Origin of the sequence: Streptomyces niger (assembly GCF_000718305.1) — a bacterium.
GTDB lineage: Bacteria > Actinomycetota > Actinomycetes > Streptomycetales > Streptomycetaceae > Streptomyces > Streptomyces niger.
The window spans coordinates 140,244-153,672 of sequence record NZ_JOFQ01000006.1 but is presented as its reverse complement, the minus strand read 5'-3'; the positions used below and the strand labels follow the sequence as shown (position 1 = coordinate 153,672).

The following is a 13,429-nucleotide window of genomic DNA, read 5'->3' as shown; positions in this document are numbered from 1 at the left end:
CGGACGCGAGCGAACGAGGTGTGTCACGAGGGATCCCCGGGGCCGCCGGGCAGGTACCGGAGGAGAAGCGCGCGGGCGACGTCGGCGAGGGGGAGTTCCTTGGACTGTGCCGTGGCCCGCAGCATGCTGGTCGCTTCGCGCGTGCTGACTCCGCGTACCGCTGCCAGGACGCCGATCGCGGTGTTGATGTCGTCGGCGTCGGTGGTGGCCCGGAGCCGCTCGGTGATCTCGGTGTCCAGGTCGGCGAGCAGCACCACGGTGGCGATCTCCGCGAACGCCTCCGCGTCTGCGGGCGGGCCCGCGGTGTCGACGGCGCGGCGGCCGCGGTAGAGGGTGAGGGTGCCGAGCGTGACGCACGTCGAACGCAACGGATACGCGAAGACCGCGGCGACGCCGGCGCCGCACGCGGCGTCCGTGAACAACGGCCATGAGGAGCCGAGCCGTGCCAGGTCGGCCACCAGGGCGGGAACGCCGGTCTCGAACGCGGTCAACGACGGGCCCTCGCCGGTCACCCACTGCAGCTCCTCGCCGCGCTGCGCCAAGGAGGAACTGACGGCCAGGTGGTACGGCATCGACCCGTTGCCGTGCAAGGTGATCGCCGCTGCGTCGACACCGGACAGCTCCCGCACCGTGGCCGAGCACACCGCCTCCGCGCAGCTCTTGGGAGGTGCCTGGTGAACGGCATGGACGATCCGATGCCACAACGCGTCACGATGCGCGGTGTCCCGCGTGGGGGCGGCGGTCGCGGCGTGCGGCAGATCGTCCGGCGCCGTCCGGGAGGCCGTCGGAGCGTGGCAGGCCCGCTCGTAGCGTGCGATGGCGAGCATGGCGCGGCGCAGCACCGCCGGTGGTTGCCGCACGCCGTCCCGCAGTGCGGCCCCGCGGTCGTTACGCAGGACGTGCTGCGCCGCGGTGATGTCCTCGACATGGTGCAGCGCGCCGATGACGCTCCCGTCGGCGTCGATCAGCGGCGTATTGACCGGGCTCCAGATCTTGGTGCGGAACCTGCCGGGGTGGTCGGAGTCGGGGATGTCGTAACGCTGCACCCCCATCTCGTCCGGAACGCCGCGGCGCAGTACCCGTTCCAGTGAGGAGTTGAGGTTGTGTACGCCGGTCGCCGTGGCGTCCTCGGGATTGTCCGGGAACGCGTCGAATATGAACGCGCCGATCAAGTCGTCGCGCGCTCTCCTGGTGGCGCGCAGGTAGGCCGAATTGACGCCCTGAATATGTAAGTCCGTGTCGAGCACCACGTAGGGGGCCGCGGTCGTCTCGAACAGCTGGCTGTCACACGTGGCACGCAACACCGCATGCACCGTTCTCACCTCGCCATGTTGCTCTGTGGTCCGCGGGTACCCTGCGCACGGCCCAGGACGCGCGACAAGACCGCGACAAGACAGGGCCCGAAAATCGGCACTGGCCATCCCTTCGCCGACCGTGCCGCTCCGCCAGTCGGGTGCCGCGACGCGCGCCCTGAGCCGTTCGGGGGCTCGTTACGGCTATCAAGAAGGTGACGCCCTTCGGCGGCGGAGCGGTGCACGCGGACGACGAGGAGAGCAGTGACGGAGTGGAGCTCGTGGACGACGACCGGGGTGATCGCCGGCCCCGGCGGCGTTGCCACGGTGGAGGCAGGCGCCGTCACCGGCGACGTCACCGTACACACCACCTGGTCCGCCGATGACGGACTTGCGCTGGTCGCCGTGCAGTACACCGGGGCCTCGGACTGGTTCACGATGGCCGGTGGTCCGGCCCATTGCGCTTCGGAGGCCGAGTCCCGGGACCTCCACCAAGCAGCGGTCGAGGCGGCGCGCCGAGGCGGAGGTGCCACTGTTCCCGCGACGTGAGCGCGGGGTCGGGGTCAGGTGAGCCGGGAGTTGTGCGGCAGCAACAGTGCCGAGTCGGTGTGGAGCGTGATGCGCACCGGCGCGCAGGCGATGTCCGTGCCGGGGGCGCTGACGTAGCGCGGATGGGCGCCTCCGCTGATCTGCCAGCGTATGCGGTGGCCGACGGCCAAGCGGTGGGCCGTGGCGCCCATTGCCACACCGACCTGCTCGGACTCGCCTTGAGCTGCTTGCAGGAGAGCCAACCCGTCGCAGATGTTGCGGGAGCGGCCTCGTGGGTCCACGTCGCACAGACGGGCGAAAAGGTAGGGGTGGCCGCTCCCGGTCGAGACCGTCAGCCGCGCGGTCACCGGACCGAGGATGTCCACGGCCTCGGCCAGTGGGGGAGTGGTGAAGGTCAGGACGTCGTCCCGGGCTTCCAGGGTGCTGTTGTCGCGCGGGCCGGCGCCGCGGGAGAGCAGCGGGCCGCCGAGGGACGGGGTGGGATCGGCCGGGTCGTAGCGGAACGAGGCCAGTGCTGCGGAGCCGGAACCGGAGTCGGAACCGGTGGGGTTCTGCTGCGCGAGACGCCCGTCCGGGGTGGGGTACCAGGCGGTGGTGGCCGGGTCCGACGGCCATTCGTCCAGGTCCCGCCAGCTGTCTTCGCCCCCGACGTGCACACGTACCCGCGTCGGCCGCAGGTCGGCGGGGTCGGTGTTCAGGTGCGCGCGCAGCCAGGCGAGGCTTTCCTGGAACACCACGGGCAGGCCCTGCTGGAATGCCGACGTGTGTGTCCAGGGGCCGACGAGCAGAGCGGTCTCGCAGCCGGCCGCACGCAGCCGGTCGTACTGCTCGAAGGATTGCTCGGCCAGCGCGTCGTACCACCCGGTGATGAGGGCGGTGGGTACGCGAAGCCGCTCCGCCGCCTCACCCACGGACGTTCCCTCCCAGTACGGGTCGTCGGCGTCCGAGCGTGTCAACACGTCGTCCAGCCAGGCGGTCTCGGGCCCCAGGCCGGACGTGTACGGCTCGTACGGAGGCTGCGCTGTGGCGATCTCGCGCACTCTGCGGCGCAGGCGCAGCAGGGCTTTGAGGAAGATCGCCGTGCCCCGGTGCTGGTAGGTCATGCCGACGCCGGAAACGAGTGCGTTCTCCAGCTGGAGGACGCCGCCGTGGAAGAAGGCGTGCGGATCGTGCAGGCCCACCTGCACGACCATCGCCTTCAGCTCCGGTGGCGGGTCCAGCGCGAGGGCCCACTGCACATGGCCCAGATAGCTGGGGCCCACCGTGCCCAGTCTTCCGTCGAACCAGGGCTGCGCACGGAGCCAGGCCACCGTCGCCCGGCCGTCGGCCGCTTCGTTGCGCCACGGTGCGAACGCTCCTGCTGAACCGCCGGTGCCGCGGCAGCTCTGGAGGACCACATGGAAGCCCTGTTCGGCGAAGAGCAGGCCGTACAGCGGGGACCACGGCAGGCCCCGCCCGTAGGGCGAGCGGACCAGGAGGGTGGGGAAGTCTCCCGCGGCGCGCGGGTAGTAGTGGTCGGTGATCAGCGGGCCGCCCTCGGCGGACGGCACCGCCAGCCCCGGCTCCCAACCGACCTCGTGTCGTTTCGCCGGGAGCCCTCGCCAGGTCGCCCTCATCATCCGCGAGGACAGCGGCGGCTTCGCGGCAGGCGGCGCCCAGCGCGATCCGGCCACGGCATCAGGCATGCGTGCTGACATCGTTCCCCTCCTCCACCCATCCGTGCATCTATCCGTACATTCATTCCGTACAGCGTACGAGAATAGATGATGCCATGATGCCGGAGATGACTGGAGAGTGCTGGACGTCCTCCGCACCGAACACGAAACTCACCGCAGGATTCCGAGGGAAGGAGCGGGCGGCCGTGCCCCGTGCCGGAGACGGAGAACGCAACGCCGCAGGCGTCGATCCCGAGCAGCTCTGGCTGCGCCCCGCCGAGTCGCGCCGAGGCCGCAAACCCTCCTTCAGCCGCGAGCAGATCACGGAGACGGCCGTAGCCCTGGCGGACGCGGAGGGGCTCGAAGCCGTCACCATGCGGCGGGTCGCGGCCGAGGTCGGGGCCGGCGTCATGTCGCTCTACAGCTACGCCCCGGACAAGGAAACACTGCTGGAGCTCATGGTCGACCACGTCAGCGGCGAACTGCCGGCCACGGACGCACGCACCGGAGACTGGCGAGCCGACCTCAAGACCATCGCCCACCTGCAGCGCGCCCTCATGTTGCGACATCCCTGGCTACCCGGCGCGCTGGCCACCCGCCGTAGCCTCGGTCCCCACACGCTGGCCTTCCTGGAAAGCGTTCTCGCCGCCCTGCGGCCCACCGGACTGGACGGTGCGGCCAGGCTGGAGGCCTTCGCTCAGCTCACCGCCTTCGTGTCCGGACACGTCAGCTACGAGATCGCCCAGGCCACGGCCGCACGGTCCGCGGACCGGAGCGCCGCCGAAGCCCGTTACCTCGCCACTGTCGCCGCCGACGGCCACCACCCGGAACTCGCCGAAGCGCTCGCCGCCCCCGGACGCCCGCTCACCCCCGAGGCCACCTTCACCCGCTTCCTCGACCGCCTGATCGACGGTCTCGACAGCGACTGATCCCGACTGATCCCCGCTCACCCGGCATCGGGCCCGATCGGCGGAGCGCGGGCACGGTCGGTTAGCGTGTTCGCGTGATCAGCATGGAGTGGGACTGCCTCACGGACCGCGAGCGCTTCAACGACTGGTACCTGGTCGAACGGGACCGGTTCGCCGACGCGGCCCGGGACGCCGACTGGAACGCCGTGTTCGAGGAGCTGGAAAAGGAACCGAGGTGGGTCAACCTCCCCCGGCCCGGAAACCGCAGCGGCTTCGCCCCACTGCATCAGGCGGCCTGGCACGGCGCGAGCATCACCGTCGTCTCCCGGCTGCTCGCGCACGGTGCCTGGCGCACACAGCGCACCCGGGACGGGCGGCGTGCCGTGGACATCGCGCGCGAGCAGGGGCACACGCATCTCCTGGAGCTCCTGGAACCGGTCGCGGTGCGGAAACTCCCCGCCCCGGTGGAGACGCTGGAGCCCTCATTCCACGCACTGCTGCGCGCGACGACCGGTAGCTGCTTCGAGGAGGTCGAGCACCTGCTGCCGCCGCTGTCCTTCCTGACGGAGGGGCCGGCCGTGGAGGTCACGTTCACGGTGGTCGGCATGATGGGCGGCTTCACCTACCGCCTGATCATGGGCGTGCTGGAGGTGCACGCCCACTCGCGGATGGACGCCGACCGCGGCGACTTCTACTGGGTGACCCCAGAAGGGTGGGAGAAGGTCAAACGGTGAACCGGACGACGCCGTCCGCCCGCGCTCAAAGCCATCGCCGGGCGGCCTCGACGCTGGTCCCACCACTGGTGTTGAAGGCGATGGCGGCCTGCGGCGCATGACGACGGATCAGGTTCACGACCTGCTCGAAGAGCGGCAACAACTGCTCCGTCCTGCGGATCCCGCCACCGACGACCACGACGTCCCACGGACGCTCGGTGAGCGAGGCGACGAGGGCGGGTTCCGCGGTCTCATCGAACACGATCAGCGCCATGGCGGCGTCGATGCCGTTCTCACCGAACCGGGCCAACTCCGCATCGAGAGAAGCGCGCAGAGCATTGCCGTCGACACCAGGTATCGCTTCCGGGTCATAACCCACAACAAGCACAGCAGACATACGAGCAACATAACGTCTCCCGCGCCAAAGCGAGGGCGGTGTACCGCGGCGGCCTCCCGGAACCGGTGCGGTGCGACCCGGCCGAGGACCTGAGCCCGGAGCCGGAGGGGCTGCTCGACGGCGCGAAGGGATACTACTGGGCGTCGCTCGGCGAAGACCGGTGCAGCGGTGGCTCCGTCGGTGCGGGAGGGGCCGGGCGCAGGAGCACGGCGCGGGCGACCTTCGGTGTGAAGAGCGCGGTGAAAGGGGACGACAGGTCGAGTACGGAGCGGAAGGCCGCCGCGGCCACGGGCTCGGTGGCGTAGTACGCCTGAACCCGCCTGAGGTACCAGTTCGCCGGACGCTGCACCAGCGGCGTACGGGTCATGGCGCTGTCCCCGACCGCTCCCGGCATCGTCTTGTCGGCGCCGGCCGAGATCTCCCATGCCTGACGTGAGGCGTCGAGGAGGGCGCGCTGGACACGCAGGGTCGTCGGTGTGCGGCGGGGGTCTGCCAGCGCGTCGCGCAGGGCCACGGCGGTCATGGCGGCAACAGCCATGCCCTGCCCGTAGATCGGGTTGAACGTGCACAGCGCGTCGCCGACGGCGAGGAACCCGGCAGGGCGGCGCCCCGGGCGATCGTAGCGACGCCGGACGTTGGCGGTGTTGCGGAAACCGTGGATGGGGGAGAGCGGTTCGGCATGCGTCAGCCAGTCGTGGATGAAGGGGTGCGGCAGACGCGTGGCCGCGTACCGGGTGAACTCCTCCTCGTCGGTGGGCGGTTCGTCACCGCGCAACCCGAAGAGGATGGCCAGATGGCGCCCGCCTTCCACCGGCAGGATGCCGCCACCGTTGGGATGCGTCGGGCTGGGGAAGACGTAGTAGGCCAGCGCGTCGGTGCGCCGACCGCCCTCCTGGCCGGCCGGCGCGCCGTCCCGTGTGAGCTCACCGCGGGTGTCGCGGTAGAGGCGGGAGGCGTACGCGAGCCCCGTGTCCAACCGCTCCACCCGGGGCGGTTCCGCGCCGATGCCCGTCAGCCAGCGGTCGGCGTGCGAGCCGCGTCCGGAGGCGTCCACGACCAGGTCCGCGGCCAGTTCACGCCGAGTGCCGTGGCCGCGTGCGCGCAGCTGCACGCCCCGCACCCGCTCGGCGTCTCCCGTCAGCCCGACGACGTCGGTGGCGTCGACCAGCCGGATCGCCGGGTTGGCGCACACCCGATCCCGTACCAACTGCTCCAACCGGGCACGCGAACCGGTGAAGATGGACTGAGTGGCGGGCAGCCGGGCGAACCAGCGTTCCTGCCACTGGACCATGTCGGCGGGCAGCCCCACCCGGGGCGATCCTGCGGCCGCCAACTGCGCGATGAAGCCGGGTAAGAGGCTCTCTATCGCCTGCTGCCCGCTCTCCAAGAGGATGTGCGGATGCCGGCCCTGCGGCACACCGGGGCGGTCCTGCGCCCAGGCCTGGCCTGCTGCCCGTTCCCCCGCAGGCTCCCCGTCCCGCTCCTCCGCACGTCCCTGTTGTTGTTCTTGTTCCTGTTCCTGCTCTTGCTCCGACGCACGTCCCCGATCGGGGAAGCGGTCACGCTCGATCAGCGTGACCTGTTGCGCGTGGTCTGCGAGGACGTGAGCGGACAGCAGGCCCGCCAGGCCGCCCCCGATCACCACCGCATGACGCGAGCGCGATACCGGTCCCGGCCCCGGTCCCGTCCTTGCCTCTGGACTCGCCTCCGACCGTGGCAGCTCCGCCGCGTCGACCGCGTCCATACCGTCCGTCATGCCCTGCCCCTCTTCCCGCCCGACCTCGGAAACGGACATCCCGACTTCCGGGACGGCTGGCTCGACGCCCGGGACGGATATCCCGACCTCCGGGATCGTTATCCCGACTTGCGGGCGGATATGCCGGCCCCCGTGACATCACGTGATGTCACCGCGAACGGGTGGACGGCACCGGCATCCGGCCCGGCGAGTCAGAGTTCCGGCGCCAGTCCCGACGCCAGTTCAGGCGCCAGTTCGGGCCCCATGTAGCGCTCCAGGAAGGCACGCGCGTAAGCCGGGTCGTCACGCAGTCGGAACAGTCGAGCCCGGCGCAGCGCTTCGACGTATCCCGCGTCCGGGGTGCCGGGCCGCGGGCCGTGCTGGAGGTGGAGCATGAAGTGGCTGAACTCCTGCACCTGCCACACGTCGGCCAGGCGCCGCCGCGAGTACGCCGCCAGCACCTCGCCGACGTCACCGATGGCGCCGCGGAAGTGCCGACCCAGGGCGGCCGCGAGGTCGGCCGCGTCGGCCATGGCCAGATTCATCCCCTTGCCCCCGGACGGCGGCACGATGTGCGCCGCATCACCCACCAGCGCGACCCGACCCAGGTGCATGGGCTCCACCACCCACGTCCGCATCTCCACGAGGGACCGCTCCAGCACCGGACCCCGCCGCAGCGTCCCCGGCGACAGCGCCAGCCGGCCGTCCAGCTCCCGCCAGATGCGTTCCTCGGGCCAGTCCGCCAGGCCCTCGTCGTCCGACACCTCCAGGTACAGGCGCGTCACCTCCGGCGACCGCAGCATCTGTCCGGCGAACCCGTCGGTGTGCTGGCCGTAGACGGTGTGCGGAGCGAAGGGCGGCGTCTGCGCCAGGACACCCAGGAGCCGTACGCCGTGCCGGACGTCGTACTCGGTGAAGGCGCCGGTGGGCAGGGCGGCACGCACCGGGCCGTACTGCCCCGCCGCCTCGACCACCACCTCGGCCCGTACCACCGTGCCGTCCGCGCACCGCACCACCGGCAGCCCCCGCTCGGTACCGAGCTCGACGACCGGGCGGCCCAGCAGCGCGGAGCCGCCCGCCGACTCGTACCCGTCCAGCAGGTCGGCCACCACCTCCTGCTGCGGGTAGACGAAGCTCGGGGTGTCACCACACAGGTCCGTGTAGTCCAGCCGGACGACCTCGCCGTCACAACGGAACTCACACGCGGTGTGCGGCAGGCCCTCGGTGCGCAGCCGCTTCGAGACTCCGAGCCGGTCCAGGAGCTGCACGGTGCGGCGCTCCAGGAAACCGGCGCGGGCCCTGGCCAGCAGCTGCTCGCAGTCGAACTTGTCGATCACCACACAGGCGACGCCCCGCTTGTGCAGCAGCGATGCCAGTGTGAGTCCGGCGGGCCCGCTGCCGACGACAGCCACCTGGGTTTCGATGGTCCCCACCACAGTGCTCCTTCGTTCGTGCTCGGCAAAAGGGTAGGGAGCGGTGACAGCGTCCGAAGCAGCGGGTCGCTCCCGGTGTGAATCAGCTGGCCTCAGTCTCGATGATCGAGGTCAGGGCGGGCGCCGGGAGTCGTCCGGACGGCTGACGAGCCGTTGTGACGCCGACCGCGAACAGGGCCGTCGCCCACCCTTCACCCCTGGCCCACCCCTGGCTCCCGCAGCCGGTCGGACACGCAGCGTGACGAGACTGTCGGACTGGAGGCGCCGTTCGTCCCGGACGCGGAGAGCCTGCGGCGGTCGGTGGCGCCGGGGCGTACCTGCAGGGCCTGGCCCTCATGGCGGGCACCTGTCGCGGCCATCCAGGGAGTGACGCAGGTCACATGCGGTGATGTCACATCGGGCCGGTCCGCCCCGTCATAGGTGTGTCATCGCAGGAACGACGCCTTGGAGCGCATCATGGAAGCTCGTCTGTCCCCCTTCACCAACCCGGTCCTGGGCAAGGTTTTCAAGCACCTGATCGCCGCGGGCAAGGCCCTGGCGGACTCGACTCTGCCCGCCTCGACGCAGGAGCTGGTCAAGCTGCGCGCAAGCCAGATCAACGGCTGCGGCTTCTGCACCGACATGCACTTCAAGGACGCCGTGCACGCCGGAGAGTCCGCGGAACGCCTGAATCTGGTGGCGGCCTGGCGGGAGGCAACGGTGTTCACCGAGGCCGAGCGCGCCGCGCTGGAACTGACGGAGGAGGCCACCCGCATCGCCGATGCGGCCGGCGGTGTCCCGGACGCGGTGTGGGCGAACGCCGCCAAGCACTACGACGAGGACCAGCTGGCCGCTCTGGTGGGTGTCATCGCGGTCATCAACGCCTTCAACCGCGGGAACGTCATGCTGCAGATGCCGGCGGGCGACTACCAGCCCGGCCAGTTCGGATGACCTGATCGCGCTGATCGACCTGACTGTCCTGACTGCTTCGGCTGGCCCGACTGCATCGGCCGGGCTGACTGCCGCGGCAAGTGAACGGGCCCGCACCGGTCCCGTTCACTTGCCGTTTTGCCACTTCGCCACTTCGCCACTTCGTCGTTTTGCCGCTTCGTCGCCTTGCGACTTCGTGGTCTTGCGACTTCGTCGCTTGGAGGCGCCGTCAGGCGGGCAGCGCGGCGAGCCAGTCGGTCAGGAAGCGGTTGACCTCGGCGGGGCGTTCCTGCTGGATCCAGTGGCCGCAGCCGTCGAGGATGTGGGAGGCGATCAGGCCCGGCAGGGTGACCGGGTAGGCGTCGATCGCGTCGGTCAGCCATGTGGTGGAGGCATCCAGGCTGCCGCCGAGGAACAGGGACGGCTGGCGCAGGGGAGCGCCGGCGTGGGCGGCGAGGTCCTCCCAGTCGCGGTTCATGTTGCGGTAGCGGTTGAGCGCGCCGGTCAGTCCGGTGCGCTCGAACTCCCCGGCGTAAACGTCGAGGTCGTGTTCGCTGAGCCAGGCGGGTGGCCGACCGGTGGGGAAGCGGTCCCGCAGCGTCCCGGTGGGGCTGACGAAGTGGGGGTCGGGGGCGCCGGGGGTGGGCATCGTGTCGGCGGACAGGGCCGCGTAGAAACCCGCGAGCCAGCCGCGCACATCGGGTTCGATCTCGGCCTCCGCGCGCCCGGGCTGCTGGAAGTAGGAAACGTAGAACTCCTCCTCCCCACCCATCTGGGCGAAGACCTCGCTGGGGCGGGGCCCGCCGGGCGGGGTGTACGGGACACTCAGCAGCCCCACCGCCGTGAAGACCTCGGGGCGGAGCAGCGCGGAGTTCGCGGCGATGGTCGCACCCCAGTCATGGCCGATGACCACCGCCGTTTCCTCGCCCAGGGCGTGCACCACCGCGACGTTGTCCGCCACCAGATCCACCATCCGGTACGCCTCCGTCGCGGCCGGCTTGGAGGAGCGGCCGTAGCCCCGCACATCGATGGCGACCGCGCGGTATCCCGCCGCCGCGAGGGCCGGCAGTTGGTGGCGCCAGGAGTACCAGCATTCCGGGAAGCCGTGGACGAGCAGTACCAGCGGCCCGCTGCCCTGCTCCGCGAGGTGGATCCGCCCGGCGGGTGAGGCGACCGACCGGTGGGTGACCTCCGCGATGTGCTGCACAGTGCATCTCCTCCAAGACCGTGTCCTTACCTGGTGCCGCTTTCGGCTCGCCGTCGATCCTGCGGGAGGGCCCGCCACCGTTTCGAGCTTTCTTGCCGTTTCGGCAACTTGGCCGGCGGCGGCTTTCGACCGGCCGGTGTCGTGCCGTCGCTACCGGCGCGTTCGCATGCACGTCTCCAGGTACCGAATGAGGTCGTCGGCCGGGCCGAGGTCGGTGCTGCCGTCGGTGACCAGACTGTGGTCGTCGTACGTCAGCCGGTACTCGAAGCGGTCTCGGGAGTCCGCGGAAATGCTGCGGGCAGGCAGCTCGGTGAAGTCGACGGCGGCCAGGAGCGAGTCCAGCTTCTTGCGCTCGGCACTCGACAGGCCACGGGCCTCGCGACTGCCCTTGCGGTCGGTGAGCCGGACCGATCCGTCGGGGCGCACCTCGATGCCGTGCTGAACGCCGGCGATGCCGCCGGTGATCGAGAGTGCCACGTCGTCGGTCCTCGGCCCGGTGTGGTCTTCGGAAGCGGCGGACCGTCCGCACCCCACCAGCAGCAGGATGATCGTGAGGAGGGCGAGCAACCGCCCGGTGTACGTGGCCATGTTCGCTCTCCCAGGGCTCGGTGGGGCCCACGATACGGGCGGGCCGGCCGCTGGGCATCGCCAACGGCGGCCGACTGACGCCGTGTCGGCACCTGGCGAACAGCCGGCCTTCGCCTCGTTGACATGTTCAGCGCTAGTCGCAATGCTGTCGGAGCGCGCTCTTCCATCGATGTAAAGCGAGCGCGGACGTGACAGGGAAGCAAGAAGAGCAGCCCGGCCGAAGCAGTAGGACCGGAACAGCAACAACTGAAAAAACAGAACCGACGGGCAGGGTCGTCCTCGCAGCCTCCTCCGACGCGACCCCGACCGGTTGTCGTCCTGGTGCCGGTGCTCTTCCGCCGGCTCGCCGTCGGAGCGGAGGCCACTCATGGGACGGATTCATGAAGCTTTCTCGTTGTCTTTCCGGCGTCGCTGCCTTGGTGCTGTCCGGCGCCCTGGCCGCCGTCATGACCGTGTCGACCGCCGAGCCCGCCCGCGCGGAGCAGACCGGCCTCCGAGCTGCGGACCCGAGCGTGATCCGGGTCGACAGCACCTACGTCTCGGTGCAGTCGACCGGCGGCGGCATCGCCGTGCGGCAAGCCGCATCGACGGCCGCGCTCGCCTCGGCGCCCGCCCGCCAGGTGTGGTCGGACACCCGTGACCTCGGGGAGGTCTGGGCTCCGGAGATCGTGCGGGACGGTGGCCGCTACTACATCTACTTCTCCGCCGGTCGCGGGTCGGCCCACCGGATGTACGCCATCAGCTCCACCGCGCCCGACAGCGGCTACACCGCCGAGACGAAGCTGGCACTGCCGGACGACAAGTGGGCCATTGACGGCACCTCGTTCACGTTCAACGGGCAGCGCTGGTTCGTCTGGTCGGGCTGGGCCGGTGACACCAACGTCGAGCAGAACCTCTACATCGCCCGGATGAGCAGTCCCACCACCCCGACCGGCGCGCGGTACGTGATCTCGCAGCCGCGGGAGAGCTGGGAGCGGGTGGTCGGCAACCCGTTCATCAACGAGGCGCCCGAGGCCATCAAGGACCCGAACGGACAGTTGCACATCGTGTACTCCGCCAACGGCAGCTGGAGCGAGCAGTACTGCCTGGCCGACCTGCGGCTGCGGGCCGGTGGCGATCCGACCTACGTGTGGGACTGGTACAAGTCCAACGGCTGCCTGTTCGGCTCCAACCGCGCCACCATGATGGCCGGCTGGGACCCGACGCTGCACGTCAACGGCCCCGGCCACCACAGCTTCGTCCTGCTCGACGGTGACATCGGCACCAGCCCTCCCGCGGGCCCGAAGTTCCCCCTCATGTTCCACGCGGTGCCGAAGGGGACGCCGTACTCGTGGGAGAACCGGTACTGGTACACCGGCACGTTCACCTGGTGGGGCAACACCACCTACAGCCGCGCCAACGTCCCCGGCCCGAACACGGACACCGGCTGGAGCATCAAGTTCTTCGAGTAGTGACCTCGTCACTCACCGGTCGCGCCGTCGGCGAGCTCGCGCACCACGTCGAGCTGGCCGACGTGTCGGGCGTACTCCTGCAGCAGGTGAAACAGAATCCAGCTCAGGGTGGGGTGGTGGTCCGGTGGATTGAAGCCGCCGCCGCTTCGTGCGGTTTCATGGAGTCGGGCGCCGGCTGCGATGGTGCGGGAGCGCGCGCATTCGTCCAGGAAAAGCTTCTTGATCTCTTCCGGCGATTCGTCCGCCGAGACGGTCCACCTTCCTGTTTCAGGGTCGGTCTCGCCCCAGACCGGGTCCACCTGTTCGCCGGCGAATCCCCAGCGCAGCCAACGCCGTTCCACGAATGCGAGGTGCTTGAGCATGGCGAGCGGGGTCCAGCCGGAGGGGAGTCTGCTGGTGCGCAGGTCCCGCTCGGACATGCCGTCGAGCTTCCGTAGCAGCGCGTCGCGGTAGTAGTCGAGATACCCGAGCAGGAGCTCGTGGGGGTCGGTCAAGGTATCGGCGGGCTCGGGGAAGTGCGTCATGGAGTGGACGCTAATGCCGGGCGGGCACGATGAGCCACCTGGTATTTCCCTTGCGGCCGGTCTCATCC

At 70.3% G+C, this 13,429-nt stretch carries 13 protein-coding genes; 5 read left to right on the top strand and 8 right to left on the bottom strand.

Going from position 1 to position 13,429, the window contains the following annotated elements:
* Positions 1 to 23 precede the first annotated feature (23 nt).
* The gene (locus IF20_RS13245; RefSeq protein ID WP_234426635.1) at positions 24 to 1,322 is read right to left on the bottom strand and encodes a PAS domain-containing protein; all 1,299 of its coding nucleotides are present in this window, start codon (positions 1,320 to 1,322) and stop codon (positions 24 to 26) included.
* Positions 1,323 to 1,556: 234 nt separating this feature from the next.
* Here IF20_RS13245 and IF20_RS13240 point away from each other — a divergent pair, with 234 nt between their 5' ends.
* Positions 1,557 to 1,841, top strand: coding sequence for a hypothetical protein (locus IF20_RS13240; RefSeq protein WP_052865327.1), 285 nt, complete (start codon positions 1,557 to 1,559; stop codon positions 1,839 to 1,841).
* Positions 1,842 to 1,855: 14 nt separating this feature from the next.
* On the opposite strand, the gene IF20_RS13235 is transcribed toward IF20_RS13240, so the two are convergent.
* The gene (locus tag IF20_RS13235) at positions 1,856 to 3,538 is read right to left on the bottom strand and encodes a CocE/NonD family hydrolase (protein ID WP_052865326.1); all 1,683 of its coding nucleotides are present in this window, start codon (positions 3,536 to 3,538) and stop codon (positions 1,856 to 1,858) included.
* 164 nt (positions 3,539 to 3,702) lie between these two features.
* Here IF20_RS13235 and IF20_RS13230 point away from each other — a divergent pair, with 164 nt between their 5' ends.
* Positions 3,703 to 4,425 (top strand): TetR/AcrR family transcriptional regulator, encoded by a 723-nt coding sequence (locus IF20_RS13230; protein ID WP_052865325.1) that lies wholly within the window; start codon positions 3,703 to 3,705, stop codon positions 4,423 to 4,425.
* Between the two features lie 83 nt (positions 4,426 to 4,508).
* Complete coding sequence (locus tag IF20_RS13225) at positions 4,509 to 5,138, top strand: ankyrin repeat domain-containing protein (protein ID WP_052865521.1); 630 nt, start codon at positions 4,509 to 4,511, stop codon at positions 5,136 to 5,138.
* Positions 5,139 to 5,163: 25 nt separating this feature from the next.
* On the opposite strand, the gene IF20_RS13220 is transcribed toward IF20_RS13225, so the two are convergent.
* The 3 genes from IF20_RS13220 to IF20_RS13210 all read right to left on the bottom strand — a co-directional run bounded on the left by IF20_RS13220 (position 5,164) and on the right by IF20_RS13210 (position 8,682).
* Positions 5,164 to 5,514, bottom strand: coding sequence for a hypothetical protein (locus IF20_RS13220; RefSeq protein WP_052865324.1), 351 nt, complete (start codon positions 5,512 to 5,514; stop codon positions 5,164 to 5,166).
* 133 nt (positions 5,515 to 5,647) lie between these two features.
* Positions 5,648 to 7,159, bottom strand: coding sequence for an FAD-dependent oxidoreductase (locus tag IF20_RS13215; protein WP_234426634.1), 1,512 nt, complete (start codon positions 7,157 to 7,159; stop codon positions 5,648 to 5,650).
* Between the two features lie 302 nt (positions 7,160 to 7,461).
* Positions 7,462 to 8,682, bottom strand: a complete 1,221-nt coding sequence (locus IF20_RS13210) for an FAD-dependent monooxygenase (RefSeq protein ID WP_052865323.1) — start codon at positions 8,680 to 8,682, stop codon at positions 7,462 to 7,464.
* Positions 8,683 to 9,138: 456 nt separating this feature from the next.
* On the opposite strand from IF20_RS13210, the gene IF20_RS13205 reads away from it, so the two are divergent.
* On the top strand, positions 9,139 to 9,612 hold the full coding sequence (locus tag IF20_RS13205) for a carboxymuconolactone decarboxylase family protein (RefSeq protein ID WP_052865519.1): 474 nt from the start codon (positions 9,139 to 9,141) through the stop codon (positions 9,610 to 9,612).
* Positions 9,613 to 9,820: 208 nt separating this feature from the next.
* Here the strand turns inward: IF20_RS13205 and IF20_RS13200 are convergent, their stop codons facing one another.
* On the bottom strand, positions 9,821 to 10,798 hold the full coding sequence (locus tag IF20_RS13200) for an alpha/beta fold hydrolase (RefSeq protein WP_052865322.1): 978 nt from the start codon (positions 10,796 to 10,798) through the stop codon (positions 9,821 to 9,823).
* Positions 10,799 to 10,948: 150 nt separating this feature from the next.
* A complete protein-coding gene (locus tag IF20_RS13195) occupies positions 10,949 to 11,386 on the bottom strand; it encodes a protealysin inhibitor emfourin (RefSeq protein WP_052865321.1) in 438 nt (145 codons plus the stop codon).
* 380 nt (positions 11,387 to 11,766) lie between these two features.
* Here IF20_RS13195 and IF20_RS13190 point away from each other — a divergent pair, with 380 nt between their 5' ends.
* Entirely contained in the window at positions 11,767 to 12,837 is a 1,071-nt protein-coding gene (locus tag IF20_RS13190) for a glycoside hydrolase family 43 protein (protein WP_052865320.1), read from the top strand.
* Positions 12,838 to 12,845: 8 nt separating this feature from the next.
* Here the strand turns inward: IF20_RS13190 and IF20_RS13185 are convergent, their stop codons facing one another.
* Positions 12,846 to 13,361, bottom strand: coding sequence for a DinB family protein (locus IF20_RS13185; RefSeq protein WP_052865319.1), 516 nt, complete (start codon positions 13,359 to 13,361; stop codon positions 12,846 to 12,848).
* Positions 13,362 to 13,429: the final 68 nt, after the last annotated feature.

Excerpts from the sequence above, each read along its gene's own strand:
- IF20_RS13235 (WP_052865326.1), bottom strand. The coding sequence starts at position 3,538 with ATGTCAGCACGCATGCCTGATGCCGTGGCCGGATCGCGCTGGGCGCCG.
- IF20_RS13225 (WP_052865521.1), top strand. The coding sequence starts at position 4,509 with ATGGAGTGGGACTGCCTCACGGACCGCGAGCGCTTCAACGACTGGTAC.
- IF20_RS13220 (WP_052865324.1), bottom strand. The coding sequence starts at position 5,514 with ATGTCTGCTGTGCTTGTTGTGGGTTATGACCCGGAAGCGATACCTGGT.
- IF20_RS13205 (WP_052865519.1), top strand. The coding sequence starts at position 9,139 with ATGGAAGCTCGTCTGTCCCCCTTCACCAACCCGGTCCTGGGCAAGGTT.
- IF20_RS13195 (WP_052865321.1), bottom strand. The coding sequence starts at position 11,386 with ATGGCCACGTACACCGGGCGGTTGCTCGCCCTCCTCACGATCATCCTG.
- IF20_RS13190 (WP_052865320.1), top strand. The coding sequence starts at position 11,767 with ATGAAGCTTTCTCGTTGTCTTTCCGGCGTCGCTGCCTTGGTGCTGTCC.
- IF20_RS13185 (WP_052865319.1), bottom strand. The coding sequence starts at position 13,361 with ATGACGCACTTCCCCGAGCCCGCCGATACCTTGACCGACCCCCACGAG.